Annotated in this window: 17 protein-coding genes; 12 read left to right on the top strand and 5 right to left on the bottom strand. The window is 66.5% G+C overall.

What is annotated here, in order from left to right; all coding sequences use genetic code 11:
- Positions 1 to 408: 408 nt before the first annotated feature.
- Both AC07UW_RS17490 and AC07UW_RS17485 read right to left on the bottom strand, forming a co-directional pair.
- Positions 409 to 954 (bottom strand): WG repeat-containing protein, encoded by a 546-nt coding sequence (locus tag AC07UW_RS17490; RefSeq protein ID WP_495212529.1) that lies wholly within the window; start codon positions 952 to 954, stop codon positions 409 to 411.
- Positions 951 to 2,657, bottom strand: a complete 1,707-nt coding sequence (locus tag AC07UW_RS17485) for an alkaline phosphatase (RefSeq protein ID WP_495212528.1) — start codon at positions 2,655 to 2,657, stop codon at positions 951 to 953. The genes AC07UW_RS17490 and AC07UW_RS17485 overlap by 4 nt, the downstream gene beginning before the upstream one ends.
- A gap of 154 nt (positions 2,658 to 2,811) precedes the next feature.
- On the opposite strand from AC07UW_RS17485, the gene AC07UW_RS17480 reads away from it, so the two are divergent.
- The 7 genes from AC07UW_RS17480 to AC07UW_RS17450 all read left to right on the top strand — a co-directional run bounded on the left by AC07UW_RS17480 (position 2,812) and on the right by AC07UW_RS17450 (position 9,900).
- A complete protein-coding gene (locus AC07UW_RS17480; protein ID WP_025876066.1) occupies positions 2,812 to 4,146 on the top strand; it encodes a dicarboxylate/amino acid:cation symporter in 1,335 nt (444 codons plus the stop codon).
- A 230-nt stretch (positions 4,147 to 4,376) separates the two neighbouring features.
- On the top strand, positions 4,377 to 4,916 hold the full coding sequence (locus tag AC07UW_RS17475) for a FapA family amyloid fibril periplasmic chaperone (RefSeq protein ID WP_025876068.1): 540 nt from the start codon (positions 4,377 to 4,379) through the stop codon (positions 4,914 to 4,916).
- Positions 4,917 to 4,924: 8 nt separating this feature from the next.
- Complete coding sequence (locus AC07UW_RS17470) at positions 4,925 to 5,527, top strand: FapB/FapC family functional amyloid domain-containing protein (protein WP_495212532.1); 603 nt, start codon at positions 4,925 to 4,927, stop codon at positions 5,525 to 5,527.
- A gap of 44 nt (positions 5,528 to 5,571) precedes the next feature.
- Positions 5,572 to 6,954 carry a FapB/FapC family functional amyloid domain-containing protein gene (locus AC07UW_RS17465; protein ID WP_495212527.1) on the top strand — a complete coding sequence of 461 codons (1,383 nt, stop codon included), beginning with the start codon at positions 5,572 to 5,574 and terminating at the stop codon, positions 6,952 to 6,954.
- 140 nt (positions 6,955 to 7,094) lie between these two features.
- Entirely contained in the window at positions 7,095 to 7,799 is a 705-nt protein-coding gene (locus AC07UW_RS17460) for a C39 family peptidase (protein ID WP_312786803.1), read from the top strand.
- Between the two features lie 13 nt (positions 7,800 to 7,812).
- Positions 7,813 to 8,565, top strand: a complete 753-nt coding sequence (locus AC07UW_RS17455) for a hypothetical protein (RefSeq protein WP_032975046.1) — start codon at positions 7,813 to 7,815, stop codon at positions 8,563 to 8,565.
- 45 nt (positions 8,566 to 8,610) lie between these two features.
- The gene (locus AC07UW_RS17450; protein WP_495212526.1) at positions 8,611 to 9,900 is read left to right on the top strand and encodes a transporter; all 1,290 of its coding nucleotides are present in this window, start codon (positions 8,611 to 8,613) and stop codon (positions 9,898 to 9,900) included.
- Between the two features lie 85 nt (positions 9,901 to 9,985).
- On the opposite strand, the gene AC07UW_RS17445 is transcribed toward AC07UW_RS17450, so the two are convergent.
- The 3 genes from AC07UW_RS17445 to AC07UW_RS17435 form a co-directional block, all read right to left on the bottom strand.
- A complete protein-coding gene (locus AC07UW_RS17445; RefSeq protein WP_033831683.1) occupies positions 9,986 to 11,338 on the bottom strand; it encodes a sigma-54 interaction domain-containing protein in 1,353 nt (450 codons plus the stop codon).
- 230 nt (positions 11,339 to 11,568) lie between these two features.
- On the bottom strand, positions 11,569 to 12,345 hold the full coding sequence (locus AC07UW_RS17440) for a C40 family peptidase (RefSeq protein WP_495212525.1): 777 nt from the start codon (positions 12,343 to 12,345) through the stop codon (positions 11,569 to 11,571).
- 132 nt (positions 12,346 to 12,477) lie between these two features.
- On the bottom strand, positions 12,478 to 13,017 hold the full coding sequence (locus tag AC07UW_RS17435) for a C40 family peptidase (protein ID WP_099819008.1): 540 nt from the start codon (positions 13,015 to 13,017) through the stop codon (positions 12,478 to 12,480).
- Positions 13,018 to 13,128: 111 nt separating this feature from the next.
- Between AC07UW_RS17435 and AC07UW_RS17430 the strand changes: the two genes are divergently transcribed.
- The 5 genes from AC07UW_RS17430 (at position 13,129) to AC07UW_RS17410 (ending at position 18,013) form a co-directional block, all read left to right on the top strand.
- Positions 13,129 to 13,611, top strand: a complete 483-nt coding sequence (locus tag AC07UW_RS17430) for an FKBP-type peptidyl-prolyl cis-trans isomerase (protein WP_025876084.1) — start codon at positions 13,129 to 13,131, stop codon at positions 13,609 to 13,611.
- Between the two features lie 99 nt (positions 13,612 to 13,710).
- Positions 13,711 to 14,955, top strand: coding sequence for a DUF418 domain-containing protein (locus AC07UW_RS17425; RefSeq protein ID WP_495212524.1), 1,245 nt, complete (start codon positions 13,711 to 13,713; stop codon positions 14,953 to 14,955).
- A gap of 171 nt (positions 14,956 to 15,126) precedes the next feature.
- Positions 15,127 to 16,485 carry a glutathione-disulfide reductase gene (gene gorA / locus AC07UW_RS17420; protein ID WP_495212523.1) on the top strand — a complete coding sequence of 453 codons (1,359 nt, stop codon included), beginning with the start codon at positions 15,127 to 15,129 and terminating at the stop codon, positions 16,483 to 16,485.
- 272 nt (positions 16,486 to 16,757) lie between these two features.
- On the top strand, positions 16,758 to 17,678 hold the full coding sequence (locus AC07UW_RS17415; protein ID WP_059064791.1) for a DMT family transporter: 921 nt from the start codon (positions 16,758 to 16,760) through the stop codon (positions 17,676 to 17,678).
- Positions 17,585 to 18,013: an MGMT family protein gene (locus AC07UW_RS17410; RefSeq protein ID WP_394122484.1), complete on the top strand. Its 429-nt coding sequence runs from the start codon at positions 17,585 to 17,587 to the stop codon at positions 18,011 to 18,013. Before AC07UW_RS17415 ends, AC07UW_RS17410 begins: the two co-directional genes overlap by 94 nt.
- Positions 18,014 to 18,051 lie beyond the last annotated feature (38 nt).

The following is an 18,051-nucleotide window of genomic DNA, read 5'->3' as shown; positions in this document are numbered from 1 at the left end:
GCAAGTACGTCCATGTAAGCTCGGTCGCGCCATCCATGGCGCTCACGCCCCCGCAACCGGACCCACCCCGCCTTCGACAGTTTTCTGCGATCTGTTGGAATGGCTCTTGGGGTCAGATCCGTTTTCCGTAGGAAAACGGATCTGACCCCAGATTGATTTCGATATCTGACAGATTTCATCCACGCATGGCGTGGATCTACTGGCCACCGGCCAACTGTCAGAGGTGGGGCGGTGTCGGATTGCGGGGTGTCAGCCGCATGGATGCGGCTGCCAAGCCCCCATGGATGGGTTCACGGCGTCCCCGCAATCCGACACCGTCCCGCCATCCCACGGAATGCCGCTGTTGCTGTTGCTTCGGCCGTTGCTGTTGCTTCGGCAGGTGCAGGGCGCAGCCCTGCCGAAAAACCCTTACTTCACTCGACGACCGGAACGATCGATGCGGAACCACTCGCCGCCTTCCATCGGCGTATGCCCGTCGCCATCGGGCGTGCCGCGGCGGCAGCCGTTGCAGACCTCGGCCACGCCGTCCTGGAACGGCCAGGCAAAATCGAACGTGGCCGCAATCACCTGCTCGAAGGCAGCGTTGAAATAACCCACGCGATCGCCGATGCGGCCGCGGAACAGGCCTTCCTGCAGGGAGTCGGCGCCGTTGTCCCAGGCGATCACCGCCTGGCTGCGGCCGCGACGGTCGACGTAGTGGAAGCCATCGGCGGTCTGTACCAGCGCCAGGCCATCGCCGTCGTAGGGAAGATCCTGCAGGGTCTCCGCGCTGATCTGCGGCTTGTCATCGACGACCTCGCAGCCGGGCAGCATCCACAATCCGTGTGCTTCGGTCATGACCTTGCAGGCCGGCCCCTGCGCTGACGCACAGGTACTGGCCAGCACGCCCAGCAGGGCCAGCCAGCGCGCACGGCGGAGACTGCCCAGAGCAGGGCGTGCCGGCCGCGCCATCACTTGGCCTCGGCCTTGCGTTCGAATGTGGCCGGTGCCGGCAGTTCCACCGGCACGCCCTTGTCATCGCAGGTGCCGGCCTGGCACAGGCGATCGCGCAGGGCCGGGGTGGCCTGCACGATCATGTGGTAGATCGCGTTCTGCTCCAGGGTGCCGCGGATCGCCTTGCTGCCCGGGCCGCGTGCCCAGATGCCGACGTCCTCGCCACCATGCGATTCGGACTTCATCGGTACCAGCGCTTCCTGCATGTAGTCGGGATGCTCGGTATCGACGTCGTGCAGGTTCGGGCGGCCGTTGGCCGGCTCGAAGCTGCTGGGGTTGTGCGGGTAGCGCTTCGGACCGGCCGGTTGCTGGTTGCTGGTGCCGGTGTGGCCGGGGCCGTTGGCGTAGCTCAGGGTGGTGTACGGCTGGCCGTTGCCATCCAGCGCGTAGTCGAGCTTGCCGGCGCCATCTTCGCCACCCTTGTCCTTCACCTTGCCCAGGATCGGATTGCCGCGGGCGGGGTAGCCGACGAAATTCAGGGTGTGCGAATGATCGGCAGTGACGATGATCAGGGTGTCATCGGCCGAGGTCAGCTCGTTGGCCACGCGCACCGCGTCGGACAGGGCCACGGTTTCGGTCAGCGCACGGTAGGCGTTGCCGCTGTGGTTGGCGTGGTCGATGCGCGCGCCTTCGATCATCAGCACGTAGCCTTCCTGATGGCGCGACAGGTTCTTGATCGCCGCAGCGGTCAGCTCGGCCAGGCTCGGCTCACCGGCCGGGTCCTGCGGACGTTCGTACTCGTAGCGCATGTGGTCGGGCTCGAACAGGCCGAGGATCGCCGGTGCGTTGGCGGCGGATTGCAGCTGCTTGCTGTTCCACACGTAGGCGCCCTGTGGGTGCGCCTGCTGCCATTCCTGCACCAGGCTGCGGCCGTCCAGGCGCTGGCCGACCTTGTCGTCGTACTCGGGGTCGCGCTCTTCCACGGTGGTGAACTCACCGCGACCACCGCCCAGGGCGACCAGCGGGCCGCGGCCGTAACGCGAGGTCGACAGCAGCTGCTGGGCGATGTCCTTGCAGCCGGCGGCCTTGGCCGCCTCGGTCAGGTCGGTGTCGTTCTCCCAGTTGCGCTCGGGCGAATGCGCATAGGTCGCGGCCGGCGTGGCGTGGGTCAGGCGTGCGGTGGAGACCACACCAGTTGCCAGGCCGGCGCTGTCGGCCAGCTGCAGCCAGGTCAGCAGGCCCTTGGACAGGCTGTCGGCGCAGTCGGTGCGGCTGCCGGCACTGACGCCGATCGCACCCATGTGGGTCTTCACGCCGGTGGTGATGGCGGTCATGGTGCCGGCCGAATCCGGGGTCTGCGAATCGGTGTTGTAGGTCTTGCTGAACGCGGTGGCGGGGAAGCGCTCCCACGACAGCAGGTTTTCTTCACCGGAGCCGCCCTTCTGCTGGCCTTCGTAGATGCGCGAGGCGGCCACGGTGGTCAGGCTCATGCCGTCACCCAGGAACAGAATGACGTTTTTGGCCTTGCCGGCCATCGCACCGTTCGCTGCCGCCTGCGCAGCGCCGCTGCGGTACCACCACTGCGGGGTTTCACCGGCCGGGTGGGCGACGGGGGCAACGGTGACCTTCAGGCCGGCCGGGGCGGACGCGGGAGCGGTGCTGGCGCAGGCGCCAAGCAGCAGGGTCGTGGCACAGGCGGCCAACAGGGAGACGGAACGGCGCATGGACGCTGGGATCTCACAAAGTGTAACGGGACGTTCATTATGCCCGGCCCTGCAAGGCACGCCGATGACACACTGATTTGCCACATGGGCGGTCGTTCTGCGGCCCGCCTTGGGCTATCGTGCCAGCATCCCTTCCTACCCCCTTGGATTGCCTATGAAGCTGGTCTCTGCCTGGCTGCGGATTCCATTCTGGCAGCGCGTGGTCGGTGGCTTCGTGCTCGGTGCGCTGGCCGGCTGGGCGCTTGGCCCGGCTGCTGAAACCTGGTTCGGCCCGCTCGGCGAGCTGTACGTCACCCTGATCAAGATGATCGCGGTGCCGCTGGTGTTCTTCGCGGTCATCAACGCGATCTCTTCGCTGCACGGCCAGAAATCGGTCGCCGCGCTCAGCGGGCGCACCTTCCTGTGGTTCGTGATCACTGCCGCACTGGCGGTATGCGTGGGCCTGGGCGTGGGTACGGTGCTGCAGCCCGGCGCCGGTGGCCTGCAGCTGTCGATGGCCAGCAACTATGTGCCGCGCGAAGTGCCCAGCGTGGTGCAGGTGCTGCTGGATGTGGTGCCGTCCAACGTGTTCTACGCGCTGTCGGGTATCGGCACCAAGGTCAACGCCGCCGGTGAGACCGTGCTGGCGGCGGGCCGTGGTTCGATCCTGCCGGTGATCTTCTTCGCTGGCCTGGTCGGCTTTGCCATCGTCAAGCTTGGCGAGAAGGTGACCGAGGCGCGCAAGCTGGTCGGGCAGATGAGCGACATCATGATCCAGGTGACCCGCTTCGTGCTGGAAGTCACCCCGATCGGCACCTTCGGCCTGATTGCCGGCCTGGTCGGCAGCTATGGCTTCGAGAAGCTGCTGCCGCTGGGCCACTTCGTGCTGGCGCTGTACGTGGCATGCGCGCTGCACATCGTGGTGGTGTACAGCGCGCTGCTGCTGGCACACGGGTTGAATCCGCTGAAGTTCTTCCGCGGTGCGGCGCCGGGCATGCAGGTGGCCTTCGTCAGTTCCTCGAGCTTCGCGGCGATGCCGGTCGCGCTGCGCTCGATCACCCACAACCTGGGCGTGAACAAGGACTACGGTTCGTTTGCGGTGCCGCTGGGCGCGAGCATCAAGATGGACGGCTGTGGTGCGATCTATCCGGCGCTGTGCGCGGTGTTCATCGCCCAGTACAGCGGTGTGCCGCTGACGCCCGAGCAGTACGTGGTGGTGCTGATCGCTTCGGTGCTGGGCAGCTTCGGTACCGCCGGCGTGCCGGGTACGGCGGTGATCATGGCAACGGTGGTGCTGAGTGCGGCCAACCTGCCGCTGGAAACCATCGGTTACCTGTATGCGATCGACCGCATCCTGGACATGATGCGCACGATGACCAACGTGACCGGACAGATGCTGGTGCCGGTGCTGGTGGCCAAGGAAACCGGCCTGCTCGACCAGACGGTGTACGACAACCCGTCCACCAACGTCGGCATCGATGATCCCGACCCGAGTCCGCCGCGCGCCTGAAGCGGCACTGCAACGGGCTGTATCAGTACCTGTAACACTACTGATACAGCCCCGATGGCGCCTTGCGCAGTGGTGTTTCCTGCGCGTTAAGGCGAACGGAATCCGAACGAAGTTGTAACACTGTGGCGTCATGCCGCCGCGGTGTTACCCGTCAAACCCCCGCTGCGACGGACTTCCGGTGTTGGCACGAAAGCTGCTCTATCCCTGCGCATATGCAACGGGAGAGCGGCATGGACGGCAGCACCACCCTTTTCACTGTTTCTGGCCGGCGGCTTGCGCTGCTGCTGGTGCTGGCCGTTCCGCTGGCGGCTGCGGCCTCGGGTGCCCGCCAAGGGGTGAAGGCGCAGCCGGGTGAGATCGTCCTGCTGCGCGACGTGTCTACGCGCCCGGCCTACCGCATGGCGCCGCCCGGCGTGGCGTTGATCGCCGATCCGAAACCGCAGCATGAGATCGCCGCCGCACTCGGCAGCAGCGGCGCTGCCAGCGGCATGGATGAACTCAGCGATGACGACTACGCCGGCCTCGGCGCTGGCCAGACCGGCAGCGTGCACGCGCACGGCGTCACCACTGTCGAGCGGGTGACGCAGCAGGCCCTGGGCGGAACCCTTGGACGCTCGGGCGAGGGGATGATGAGCGGCAGCAGCCTCAGCGGTGCGATGAGCGGCCCGCTGGGGGCGGTCGGCAATACCACGCGCGGCATCGGCGATACCGTGCGTGGCGCACTGTCGCAGTTCCCGTTGGGCGCTCCGGCGCAGGCGGGTGGCAAGTGAAGCGCGCAATGCTGCTGGCGGCCTGGCTGGCATTGCCCGCCACGGCGCTGGCCGACGACTACAACGGGATGTTGGCCTACCTCGACGTGACCCGCATCGACGGTCGCGCGCTGGCCGGTGCCAGTGGTGCCATCGCCATCAACCAGGCGGCGGGCGATCTCAACATCCAGGCCAATCTGCATGGCATGGCCAGCGGCGACCGCGCCGACGTGGCCATCGCTGCGCGCCAGCAGCACAGCAACGACGTCGTGCTTTCGGCACCACTGGAAGCCAGCGCGCACATCGCCGGACAGGCATTGGCAGGCGCCAGCGGCATTGCATCGATCAACCAGGCCAGCGGCATCGCCAACACGACGCTCAACGTCGTCAGCGCGACGCTGGCCCGGCAAGGAATACGCGAGTCCGATGACACGGCGTTGGCCGCCTCGGACATCGCGTCAGCAGGGGGGCAGGGCGATACCGGTGACGGTGTTGCGGCGGGTATCCGCAGTGTCGGCGTTTCGTCGACGGCACTGCGGGGCTTCGACGGTGTCCTGCAACTCAATCAGATCGCGGGAGCGCGAAACGATACGGCCAATGTTCTGGGCCTGGTCGTGCAGGGCAACCCGTGAGTACCACCCACCCGAACCAATCACCTGATGAGAGAGAGGGCACCATGAAAGCGACTGTCAAACAGACCGTACTCGCCATGGCAATTGCCACTGCCTCGACCGCTGCTGCGGCCAATGGCTGGGACAACCAGAATGCCAATGCGAACATCAACCACAACCATGTCGTGACTGAAACCCGCAACGACACGCACAACCATACCGACAACGAAGTCCGCAACTGGACCCGCACCAACACCACGGTACGCAACAACACCGACACCTCGAACGTGAGCCGCAATCGCACGGTGAACGTCAACGAGCAGGTGCAGAAGAACAGCAACATCCAGGCCGACGAGCGCAAGGAAAAGAACAACCACGGCGTCGACGTGAACCTGGAGAAGGATCTGCGGTTGAGTTCGGACATCAACTTCTCCGGCGATCCGACCATCACCGGTGACATCGACCTGGATTCGGCAGCCATCGCCGTGATCGACAACCGCCAGTCGATCAGCAACAACCTCACCGGCAACAGCCTGGTCACCAACAGTGCATCGATCGCCGATGATGTCGGTGCGGGTGCCTCCGGCAACCTCGGCTTCAACGTGGTGGCCGGCGACAACAACGCGCAGGACAATGCTGCGTCGCTGTCCGCTGCGGATGCTTCCTTCAGCTTCGGCATGGCCGACGCCGAGGTGTTCGTCAACCAGGCCGGCTTCGGCAACACCACCATGAACTCCGGCGTCACCAACGCCGCCGGCCTCGGTGGCAATGCCTTCGGCGGTGCCTCGGGCAACATCGGCGTGAACATCGCCTCGGGCAACAACAACGAGCAGAAGAACGCGCTCGCAGCCTCCGTGGCAACCAGTGCGATGGCGCAGTCGAGCATCAGCTCCAACCAGGTGTCCACCGGCAACACCGTGTCCAACGCCGGCTTCGTGCAGTCCTACACCGATACGGTGCAGGTCGGCCTGAGCGGTCGCGTCGCAGGCGGTACCCTGGCCGTGGGTGCCGGTACCTATCGCGGCACCGGCAATGCCTACCAGATGGCCAACTACTACCTCGATTCGTGGAGTGGCGATCTGCCGCATCCGGGTGGCAATGCGACCGGGCACATCGATCTGGACAACGAGATCCAGAATGCAACGATGAACCCGAACCGGCCGGGAGTGGGTGGCCTGGGCTTCGATACGCGTGAAAGCGGCACCAGCCAGTTCGTCGAGCTGGGCGTGGCCGACCTCTATGCCAGCCTCAGTGGCACGGTCAGCACCACCCGCTGGGTGAACGTCAATGCGACCAACACCTCGGCACTGTCCGGCAGCGCGTTCTCCGGCGCGTCCGGCAACATCGGCGTGAACGTGGCATCGGGTACCGGCAACCTGCAGGCCAACAGCCTGGCATTGGCCGTGGCTCAGCCGAGCACCGGCGGTGGGACCGGCGGCGGCGAGTGATCCACGGTGTGACCGCTTTCGCAGCGAACCTGCGTTGAGCGCAACAAGCCCGGCCATCCGCCAATGGCCGGGTTCCCCCGGGGGCCCCTGTCCCTCCTCCCCCTTGGGGCAGGGGCTCCTTCCTTCTCGTGGAGAACGGCATGGCCGGTCATCGCTGGTGGTTGCGTCTGCTGCCCTGCCTGCTGCTGCTGACCAGCGCATGTGGCTGGGCAGGCGAGGTGGTGTTCAGCGGGGTGCTGCCCAATGGCGCGCTGCTGCAGCAGAAGGTGGAAAGCATGCAGGAGCGGCGTTATCGCAACCTGGTGCGGCAGCACACCGACTACAGCTGCGGGGCGGCCGCTCTGGCCACCATCCTGCGTTATGCCTACCACCTGGACACCACCGAGGCGACGGTGATCGAGGGAATGATGGGGGTATCGGATCCACAGCTGGTCAAGGAACGCGGGTTTTCACTGCTGGACATCAAACGCTATGTCGAATCGCTGGGCATGCGTGGACGCGGTTATCGCATCGATGAATCGCGCCTGCGCACGTTGCGGGTTCCTGGACTGGTGCTGATGGATGTACGCGGCTTCCGGCATTTCGTCGTGCTCAAGCAGGTGCGCGACGGCGTGGTGGAAGTGGCCGATCCGATCCTGGGCAACCGCAGCCTGTCACTGGACGAGTTCAGTGCCGCCTGGCCGTCACGCGCCGTTTTCGTCGTGATCGGCAGCGACTTCGATCGCAATACGGTGCTGCTGCAACCCAGCGAACGGCCCAGTGCCCGCGCGTTGTATGCGCGGCAGGGACCGATCACCGACGCCGAACTGGTCGACTTCGGCTTCAGCCACGCCGACCTGTTCTGAAGGAGGCACGATCATGCAATGCCAACGTGTAGTACTCGCTCTGCTGCTGATGTTGCCGGTGTCGCCGTTGATGGCGGCAGACGGTGCACCGGGGCGAGGCCTGAAGGAAATACCCGATCCCGAACTGAACCTGATGCGCGGCCGCTACACCGTTGGCGGCAACAACGTGGCCTGGTTCGGGGTGACGATGATTTCGCAGTGGCAGGGACCCAACGGTGCAGTGGTGCAGGGCGCGCTGACCCTGGGCATGGATTTCCGCAATGGCGGCACCCCCAAGCTGAGCTTCCAGCCAAGCGTGCAGGTTACCGCCGCTGACGCACCGTTGCCGGCAACGGCAGGGCGCAGCATCGACAGTACCGGCCTGGCCAATGCCAGCGGACTGGTGCAGAGCGTGCAGGTGGCCGGCGATGGCAACACCGCACGCAACGTGACCACCCTGACCGTGCGTGACGGCGCGGTGCCGACCGCACTGGGCGATGACGGCAGCCGCATGGCACAGGCACAGCAGGGCGGGGCTACTGCCACCGCCATGCTCGATGGCAACCAGGCGCGCCTGCTGCTGCAGGTTGATGGGCAGAGCCTGGTACAGCAGTGGATCCGCAATGGCAGCGTGGGGCAGGGCATTGCCCTGGCCGGCGATGGACAGACCGCCAGCAACCGGCTGCAGCTGGAGCTGGTACGCAATACCGCGGCCAACAACCTGCCCTTGAGCCAGAACGTGGCCCAGGCGATCGGGATGAACCGCGGCATGGGCCCAGGCCAGTAACACGGCCTGGTCGGGGGGAACCGACGTACAACGCAGGTCACCGACATGCACACTCTCTACCGGCTTACTCCGCTGGCGCTGGCGGCGCTGGCGGCCACCGCCTTCGCCCAGCAGCCTGCACCCAGTGATGGCGCCGACATGCAGGCATTGATCGCGCAACTGGAACAGCTCAAGGCCAATTACGCACAGGAGGTACGACGCCTGCGCGAACTGGACATGCAGGTGCAGGCGATGCAGGCGCGGCTGAGTGGTCGCGCAGGCCCCGGTGCGACGCCCGCTGCGCCGTTGGCGCCGGCTGCGGCATCCGCGCTACCGCCCAGCAGCGAAGGCTATGCCAGCAGCGCGGCCGAGGCACAGCAGGCCAAGCAGGAGGCCCGGCGCAGCGTGGATGACGTCAAACAGCAACAGGCAGCATTGTTCTCGCGCCGGTTCACCATCGAGAACGGCCTCACCTATGCACGCTACGACCGCAAGCAGCTCACGCTCAACGGGTTCCTCGCCCTGGATGCGATCTTCCTTGGCAACATCGCGATCGAGAACGTCGAATCCGATTCGTTGACCTACAACCTGGCCGCGCGCTGGGGCGTCAGCCCCAATCTCACCTTGAACATGGACGTGCCATACCTGGCACGACGCACGGTCTACCAGAAAGGCGGTGCCGGCGGTGCCGCGGCGGCGATCGCGCAGGAAGAAACCAACGGCAGTGGCATCGGCGATGTCAGCCTGAGTGCCAACTACCGGCTGTTCGCCGAACGCGGCTGGCGCCCGGAGACGGTGCTGACCGGTGGCGTTACCGCACCAACGGGCCGCGCGCCCTATGGCCTGGACTGGAAAGTAATCGAGCGCGATGACGATGACTACATCCGCTTCGCGGTGCCGCAGGAACAGCCGACCGGCAACGGCGTGTGGCAGGCCAACCTGGGCGTATCGATGGTGAAGACCGCCGATCCGGCGATCCTGTTCGCCAACGCCGGCTACATCCATTCGTTCCCACGCGGTTTCAGCGATATCGACAGCAACCCGGATACGGTCAACCCCGGCGATGTGAAACTGGGCGGTTCGGTGTACTTCGGTGCCGGCGTGGCATTCGCGTTCAACGAGCGCACCAGCCTGAGCATTTCCTTCAGCGACAAGATCAGCACGCGCGCCTCGACCCGGTTCAAGGGCGGTGAATGGGTGAAGGTGATCGGCAGCGATGCCAATGCGGCCTCGCTCAATCTCGGCGTGACCTACGCGTTGAACCAGCACACCACGCTGGTGACGCTGCTGGGCATCGGCCTGACCCCGGATGCGCCGGACTTCACGCTGGCGTTCAAGGTGCCGTACATGTTGTAGGCGCGGCAGCCCGGCATGGCGCGGCGCTGCACGGCCGCGCTTTGCCGGTGTCGGGTCATGCCGGGCTGCGCAGGGGCCTGCGTTGTCAGCGCTGCGCCGGCAGCTCCAGATGATGCTTGCGGCACAACCGGTATATCGTGACCCGCGAGATCTGCATGTGCCGCGCGCACGCCGACACGTTGTAGCCATGCTGGCGCAGGGCCTGCAGCAGTACATCGCGTTCCACCTGGCCACGTGCATCCTGCAGCAGCGCGCGCCGCGCAGGGGCGTCCGGCTCTGCCAGGTCCAGGTCAGCGGCGTTGATCAGCTCGCCTTCGGCCACGATCGCTGCCCGCTGCACGCGGTTCAACAACTCACGTACGTTGCCGGGCCAGTCGAACCCGCGCATGGCCTGGCGTGCGCCGGGATCAAACCCGCGTGCGCGGCCGGGGTGGCGTTGGCGGAAGCCGCGCAGGAAGTGCTCGGCCAACAGCAGGACATCGCTGCCGCGTTCGCGTAGCGCGGGCATCGGCAAGCGCAGGACATTGAGGCGGTAGTAAAGGTCCCGGCGGAAGTGGCCCTGGGCCACCGCCTGTTCCAGTTCGACGTGGGTGGCTGCCAGTACGCGCACGTCCACACGCAGCGGCTGGTTGCTGCCGACCCGTTCCAGCGTCCCCTCCTGCAGCACCCGCAGCAGGCTGGTCTGTGCGTCGGCGGGCAGGTCGCCGACTTCATCGAGGAACACGGTGCCGCCGTGGGCACTTTCAAACAGTCCGATGCGGCGTTGGGCGGCACCGGTGAAGGCCCCACGCTCGTGGCCGAACAGTTCGGACTGCACCAGATTGGCAGGGATCGCGCCGCAGTTGATCGCCAGGAACGGTTTGCCGGCGCGCCCGGACAAGGCATGCAGCGCCTGCGCGGCAAGTTCCTTGCCGGTGCCGGTCTCGCCGGTGACCAGCACCGGCAGGTCGACCGGAGCGAATTTATGCAGGGAGGCGCGCACCGACAGCAGGGCGGTGCTGTCGCCGATCAGCGCCGGCAGGTTGCCGGACTCGCGGACCATGTGCGGCAACGCGTCGTCGCCCTCGGATTGCCGCTGCATTGCCGACAGCAGATCGTGCAGTTCCAGCGGCAGCGCGAACTGGTCGCGGCACGCGCGCAGCAGCGGCCCCCACGCGGGCGGAGCGCTGCCCAGTCCAGGGGGCAGCACGGCGAGCCAGGGCAGGTGGTGATGCCGCTCGATCCACGGCAGCAGCAGCTGCACGGCGTCGGCATCAAGGTGACGCAGATCGACGATGGCCACCAGGTGGTCGCGGCCGCGCAGGCCGATGGCCATGGCAGGGGCAGGGCTGACGCAGCGCAGTTGCCAACCGGCCGCCGCCAGCGCACCCCGCTCGGCTGCCTGCGGTTGGCCGAACCAGATTGCGCAACGCGATGGAATCTCCAGGCTTGCCGCCATTCCTTTCCCCCAGGCAACACGGGCGGCCCAGCCGGGCACCCGGCGCGCCGCCCCGCGCCGGGATGCTGTGGCCGAACACGGTCGGCCTGTCGCGGTCACTGCAACCTTGACATCAAGGACCAACGAAGCAAGCGGCGGCCAGCGGCCAGCGGCCCGGTTACGGCCAGCCGCCCAATGAAAAAGCCGCTGCAGGGCAGCGGCTTTTCAGGCAATGCGCAGATGACCCCGGATCAGAGGTCGACCCGGCGGGCCTGCATGAACTTGTTGCCCCAGTAGCCGGTGAGCAGGGTGTCGACGCGGACGTCCTTGCCGGTGCTCGGGGCATGCAGGAAGCGGCCATCGCCCACGTAGATGCCAACGTGGTCGACCCGGCCCTTGCGGCCGAAGAACACCAGATCGCCTGCGGCCAGGGCGGCGCGGTCGTTGATCAGTTCGGCATTGGCGTCGTGCGCCATTTCACGCGAGACGCGCGGCAGCTCGATGCCCAGGGCCGAGCGGAACACGTAACCGACCAGGCCACTGCAGTCGAAGCCGCTGTCCGGATTGCTGCCACCCCAACGGTACGGGGTGCCGAGCAGGGTCATGGCCCGGCGCAGCAGCGACTGCACCTTGCCGTTGTCGGCAGCGTTGCCGACCACGACGCTGCCGTTGGCGGCACTGCTGGTGTCGTAATTGGCGAGCAGGCGGCTAAGGTCACCGGCCACCATGGCCGAGCGGTCCATCAGGGGAATGGTGTCATTGGCGGCCAGATGCGGCAGTAGGGCGGCCAGGGTGGCGCTGGCGGCGGCATCGGCGCGGCTGCGCTGCGGAGCGGTTGCGTCGGCCTTGGCGGCTGCGCGGGGGGCGGTCTCGGCGGTGGCAGCCGCGGGCGCATCGGTACGAGTGGGAGCGGACTGCGACCAGGCGGGAAGGCTGGTCAGACACAATGCCAAGCCCAGCAGAAGCGGGCGGACACTACGCGAAGAAGCGGCGGTCTGGCCTTGGCACGTCGGGTCGTTTGTCGTCACGCGTCGGTCACAAGGAAAAAAACGATGGGGCATCATGCCCTGTAAAAGCAGTAATAAGTTAAAAATTCCGTTAATAAATCGTTAGTTACGCCGTGATGCTTGTCACAGTTTTGAACATATCGCCTGTTCATTTTAGCGAAGGACGCGTTTCGCCCCTGTGTAGTGGTCCTTCCAATAGGGGCCACTGAGCGAATCCAGGCGCACCGTTCCGCCGGTGCTCGGGGCGTGCACGAAACGGCCTTCGCCGACGTAGATCCCCACATGACTGACGTTGCCGCGACTGCCAAAAAAGACCAGGTCGCCGGTTGCCAGGCGCTTCGGGTCGATCTTCGGCCCCTGTACCGCCGCCAGGTCGCGTGAGGTCCGCGGCAGCTTCAGATCCAGCATTTCACGGTAGACGTAGGCGACCAGACCACTGCAGTCGAAGCCGGATTCAGGCGTGTTGCCGCCGTAGCGATAGGGCGTGCCGACCAGGCTGATGGCGCGCATCAGTACTGAATTGGCGGCCTCCGGGTTGTCCGGAGTGGTGCTGGGCCAGCTTGCCGCAGGCGGTGGCGGTGCGGAACGGACGGCCTTGCCGCCGCCACAGGCGGTCAGCAGCAGGGGCAGGGCGAGCAGCAGGGCGGGCGCGAGGCGCCGGCGCGTGCCGGACGAAACTGGCGTGATGTGCATGTTCTCCGGATAATGCGCGACCTTGGATTGGCCGTCATGATGGCGGCGTCCCCGCCGGGCGACAACCCGCCCCAACCCGCCTGCCTCCGGCAGATCCAGACAGAGTTGCGCATGAAGATCGAAAAAGACCGCGTTGTCCGCTTCCACTACACCGTCTCCGAGGCCGGCCAGGAGCCGATCGAATCGTCCAAGGACCGCGGCGAGCCGCTGGCGATCCTGATCGGCCACGGCAACATCATCCCGGGCCTGGAAAACGCCATGATGGACAAGGAAGCCGGCGCGACCTTCGACGTCGACGTCAAGGCGGCCGATGCCTACGGCGAGCGCCGTGATGGCCTGTCCCAGCGCGTGCCGAAGAAGCACTTCGGTACCGCCAAGCTGGTCCCGGGCCAGCAGGTCGTGCTGCAGACCAACTTCGGCCCGCGTGCCGTGACCGTGCAGAAGGTCGGCATGAGCGTGGTCGACGTCGACCTGAACCACCCGATGGCCGGCAAGGACCTGCATTTCGACGTCGAGATCGTCGACGTGCGCGAAGCCGGCAAGGAAGAGCTCGAACACGGCCACGTCCACGGCGACGGCGGTCACCAGCACTGATCGCGTCGCGATCGTGATGGCAGCAACGGCCCGCCTCGGCGGGCCGTTGCGTATGTGGAACAGGGCGGAGCCATCCATGGTCCGCAGGCCGGCGGCATAATGAAGGACCTGCACGCCGGATGCCCTGTGAACACCGCTTCCCCTTCCCTGCAACCGGTGGCTTCCGGCGAACGCATCGCCGTGCTGGACATACTGCGTGGCTTCGCCCTGCTGGGCATCCTGCTGATGAACATCGAGGCCCTCAGTGGGCCGCTGGACCTGGCCTTTACGGGCATCGACGCGCATTGGCAGGGCATCGACTACTGGGCCGATGCCTTCGTCTATGTGTTCGTGCAGGGAAAGTTCTTCACCCTGTTCTCGCTGCTGTTCGGGGCGGGCTTTGCGGTGATGGCCCAGCGCGCCGAGGCAGCGGGCCGCCAGTTCACTCCGTTCTACCTGCGCCGCAGCGCCGGGCTGCTGCTGATCGGCCTGTGCCATGCACTGCTGGTCTGGTCGGGCGACATCCTGGTGCTGTATGCGCTGGCCTCGCTGCCATTGCTGGCCTGCCGTGAGGCACCGCGCAGCTGGCTGCCCTGGATGGGCTTGCTGGTGTATGCGCTGGGTGTTGCGCTGATGCTGCTGGTCGGCGCGATGGTGTCGATGGCCACCCCGCAGGACCTGCAGAAGATGCTGGTCGACGCGCAGCAGGGCATCGACCAGCAACGCCTGGTGTACGGCCAGGGCGACTGGATGCAGGCCAACGTGCAGCGCCTGCATGAGTTCGGCGCGTCGCTGGGTGGCATGTTCATTTCCGGCCCCGAGGTGCTGGGCATGTTCCTGTTGGGGGCCTGGTTCGCCGGCAGCGGCGCATTGACCGCGCCGGAGCGTTTCCCGCGGTTGTATGCCGGCCTGCGCTGGATCGCATTGCCGCTGGGCCTGCTGGCCACCCTGGCAGGTGTGTTGTGGAAGCCGTATCTGGCGCCGGGTGTCTATGACCTGCCGACCACCATGGCAATGGCACTGGTGGCCGTGGGCGGTGTGCCGATGTGCCTGGGCTACCTGGCCTGGATCGTGCACTGGCGCGCGCGCATGGGCTGGCTGGCGCCGGTCGGTCGGATGGCGTTGACCCACTACCTTGCCCAATCGGTGGTCTGCACGCTGCTGTTCTATCACTACGGGCTGGGATGGTTCGACGTGCTGCCGCGTGCCTGGCAGCTGCTGTTGGCACTGCTGCTGTTTGCAGCGCAGGTGATCTTCAGCCATCTGTGGCTGCGCCGTTTCCGCTTTGGTCCGATGGAATGGCTGTGGCGTGCGATGACGTACCGGCAGTGGCCAGCACTGCGCCGTGGGGCCGGGCAGGCGTGATCGATGCCGGCCGCGCACGTTTCGACCTGCGTGGCTGCATGCCCTCACGTCTGGCCTGCAGCGGGCCATGGCATGCTCGCAGCAGCATGGGTGACGGCGCCAACCCGCTGCCTGCCGATCTTCGTTGCGGGCGCTCGCCCGCCATCTTCCCTGTCGACTCGAGCGATTGCGATGAATACTCCCTCTTATGATTACGACCTGATCGTCCTTGGCGGCGGTTCCGCTGGCCTGGCCGGTGCCATCCGCGCTGCGCAGCATGGCAAGCGGGTTGCCCTGCTGGAGCCGGGTGAACTGGGGGGTACCTGCGTGAATGTCGGGTGCGTGCCGAAGAAGGCGATGTGGCTGGCCGCCGATCTGGCCGAGCGCATCGGCCTGGCCAGCGCGATGGGCTTCGACGTGGCGCCGCGTCCGGCACTGTCGTGGAAGGAGCTGGTGATCCATCGCCAGGCCTACATCAGCAACATCCACACCAGTTATCACAAGCGTCTGGATGAAACCGGCGTGGTGCGCATTCCGGCTCGTGGCCATCTGCTGGATGCGCACACCGTGGCGTGCAGTGATGGTGTGCATTACAGCGCTGCACAGGTCCTCATCGCTACCGGGGCGCATCCGCAGCGGCCCGACATTCCCGGCGCCGAACTGGGCCTGGTGTCCGACGATTTCTTCGACCTGCGTGCGGCACCGGCCGAGGTCGCCATCATCGGCGGCGGCTACATCGCGGTGGAACTTGCCGGGCTGTTGCAGGCGCTGGGCAGCAAGGTGAGCCTGCTGGTACGTGGCAGCCGCCTGCTGGAGCGCTTCGACTACGAGCTGACCGCGCAGTTGGCCGAGAACCTGCGCCAGCAGGGCGTGCGCATCCACTTCGATTACCGTCTGCGTGAGTTGAAGCGCGACGGCGAACGCGTGCGCGCGTTCGGCCATGACGGCCCGATCGACAGTGTGTTCGACGCCGTGTTCTTCGCTACCGGCCGGCGCGGCAACAGCAAGGATCTCGGCCTGGAAGCACTGGGCATCGGCATCGGCGAACACCAGCAGGTGGAGGTGGACGAGTGGCAGACCACGGCGGTGCCAAGCGTGCATGCGGTCGGTGACATTGCAGGCAAGGTCGGCCTGACGCCGGTAGCCGTGGCTGCAGCGCGACGCCTGATGGATCGTCTGTTTGGTGGCCGCCCGGAAGCGAAGATGGATTACGACAACGTGGCCAGCGTGGTGTTCTCGCACCCGCCGCTGGGCGCGGTAGGCATGAGCGAGGAAGATGCACGTGCGCGCTTCGACCAGGTGACCGTGTACCACAGCCGGTTCCGGCCGATGCTGCAGGCGCTGGCCAACGGCACCCAGCGCAGCCTGTTCAAGATGGTATGCGCCGGCCCAGAGGAGCGCGTGGTGGGTGTGCACCTGCTCGGCGAAGCGGCCGACGAGATCCTGCAGGGTTTCGCGGTGGCGGTGAAGATGGGTGCGACCAAGGCCCAGTTCGACGACACGGTGGCGATCCATCCGACGTCTGCTGAAGAAGTGGTGTTGATGCGCTGAGCCGGGCTGCGCCCGGCACCCGTGGTAGTGCCGGCCGCTGGCCGGCAACCTCGACAGCAACGGCAACGGCAACGGCAACAGCAAAAAGCTGGGTTCTTGTGGGATGGCGGGGTGGGTGTCGACCTTGGTCGACACGTAGATCCACGCCATGCGTGGATCAGGAGTTGCAGTGAGCATGAACGGACATCGGATCGTTCGCCCGGAAATGCCATGAGACAATTGGAAGCAATCCAGCTGCTTCCAGCCGCCCCATGCGGCCCGTTTTCTTCCTGATGTCCACTTCTTCCCCCCGTATCGCCACCACGTCCCCGCGCATCGCTCTGGGCGGCATCGGCCTGGCTGCGATCGGCGCCATTGCCGCTTCGGGCAAGGCGATCATCGTCAAGCTGGGGCTGCGCCATGGCGTGGACGCGACCACGCTGCTGGCGCTGCGCATGCTGATGGCGCTGCCGCTGTTCGCGTTGATGGCGGTGTGGGCCTCGCGCCGTGCCGAGCGACTGTCCTGGGCCGACCGCGCGCGCGTGCTGTGGCTTGGCTTCACCGGTTACTACCTGTCCAGCCTGCTGGATTTCCAGGGCCTGCAGTACATCAGCGTGACCCTGGAACGGTTGATCCTGTACTTGAACCCGACCCTGGTGCTGCTGATCAACGTGCTGCTGGCGCGGCAGCGGCCGGGTCGGTGGCAGGTCGGCGCGCTGGTGCTCAGCTATCTCGGCGTGCTGATCGCGTTCGGCCATGACCTGCAGCGCGAGGGTGGGCAGATCATTCTCGGCAGCCTGCTGGTGCTGGGGAGTGCGCTCAGCTACGCGCTCTATCTGTTCGGCAGCGGCCAGGTGGTCGCCCGTATCGGCGCGGTGCGTCTGACCGCCTACGCCAGCTGCGTGGCCAGCGTACTGGTGCTGCTGCATTTCACCATTACCCATCCGCTGCCGTTGCTGTGGCAGGCCCCCGCTGCCGTGCAGTGGCTGTCGCTGATCAACGCGACGGTCTGCACCGTGCTGCCGGTGCTGGCGATCATGCTGGCGGTGCAGCGCGTCGGCTCGTCGCTGGCTGCGCAGGTGGGTATGCTGGGCCCGGTTTCCACCATCGTGATGAGCCTATGGCTGCTCGACGAACCGATGGGGCCGGCGCAGATCGCCGGCACCGTGCTGGTCCTGATCGGCGTGCTGCTGGTGACGCGGCTGCGCCGCTGACGCCGGAGCAGGCGCGTGCCCGCATCCTGGCGGTGATCCATGCGATCCCGCCAGGGCAGGTGATGGGCTACGGGCAGGTCGCGATGCGCGCCGGCCTGCCCGGACGCGCCCGGCTGACCGCACGCATCCTCGGCCAGAATGACGATCCCTCGCTGCCCTGGCACCGGGTGCTGCGCTCGGATGGGCGCATCGCCATGGCTGAAGGTTCGGCCGGCTGGCGCGAACAATCGCAGCGGCTGCGTGCCGAGGGTGTCATCGTCGAAAACGGCCGGGTGCGGATGCCCGCGACCGACCCGGCGGCGGCGCTGGATGCGGCCGTATGGGGGCCGGGCTGATCGCTGCCTGCGACTGAACGGGCGGCCGTCCGCGCTGG

This window comes from Stenotrophomonas sp. GW821-FHT02D01, assembly GCF_059421765.1.
The sequence above is the reverse complement of the archived record's forward strand: the minus strand, read 5'-3'. Positions and strand labels throughout refer to the sequence as shown.

Coding starts and splice junctions, on each gene's coding strand:
- AC07UW_RS17485 (WP_495212528.1), bottom strand. CDS start 2,657: ATGCGCCGTTCCGTCTCCCTGTTGGCCGCCTGTGCCACGACCCTGCTG.
- AC07UW_RS17480 (WP_025876066.1), top strand. CDS start 2,812: ATGAAGCTGGTCTCTGCCTGGCTGCGGATTCCATTCTGGCAGCGCGTG.
- AC07UW_RS17475 (WP_025876068.1), top strand. CDS start 4,377: ATGGACGGCAGCACCACCCTTTTCACTGTTTCTGGCCGGCGGCTTGCG.
- AC07UW_RS17470 (WP_495212532.1), top strand. CDS start 4,925: ATGCTGCTGGCGGCCTGGCTGGCATTGCCCGCCACGGCGCTGGCCGAC.
- AC07UW_RS17465 (WP_495212527.1), top strand. CDS start 5,572: ATGAAAGCGACTGTCAAACAGACCGTACTCGCCATGGCAATTGCCACT.
- AC07UW_RS17460 (WP_312786803.1), top strand. CDS start 7,095: ATGGCCGGTCATCGCTGGTGGTTGCGTCTGCTGCCCTGCCTGCTGCTG.
- AC07UW_RS17455 (WP_032975046.1), top strand. CDS start 7,813: ATGCAATGCCAACGTGTAGTACTCGCTCTGCTGCTGATGTTGCCGGTG.
- AC07UW_RS17450 (WP_495212526.1), top strand. CDS start 8,611: ATGCACACTCTCTACCGGCTTACTCCGCTGGCGCTGGCGGCGCTGGCG.
- AC07UW_RS17445 (WP_033831683.1), bottom strand. CDS start 11,338: ATGGCGGCAAGCCTGGAGATTCCATCGCGTTGCGCAATCTGGTTCGGC.
- AC07UW_RS17435 (WP_099819008.1), bottom strand. CDS start 13,017: ATGCACATCACGCCAGTTTCGTCCGGCACGCGCCGGCGCCTCGCGCCC.
- AC07UW_RS17430 (WP_025876084.1), top strand. CDS start 13,129: ATGAAGATCGAAAAAGACCGCGTTGTCCGCTTCCACTACACCGTCTCC.
- AC07UW_RS17425 (WP_495212524.1), top strand. CDS start 13,711: ATGAAGGACCTGCACGCCGGATGCCCTGTGAACACCGCTTCCCCTTCC.
- gorA (WP_495212523.1), top strand. CDS start 15,127: ATGAATACTCCCTCTTATGATTACGACCTGATCGTCCTTGGCGGCGGT.
- AC07UW_RS17415 (WP_059064791.1), top strand. CDS start 16,758: ATGTCCACTTCTTCCCCCCGTATCGCCACCACGTCCCCGCGCATCGCT.
- AC07UW_RS17410 (WP_394122484.1), top strand. CDS start 17,585: ATGGCTGCTCGACGAACCGATGGGGCCGGCGCAGATCGCCGGCACCGT.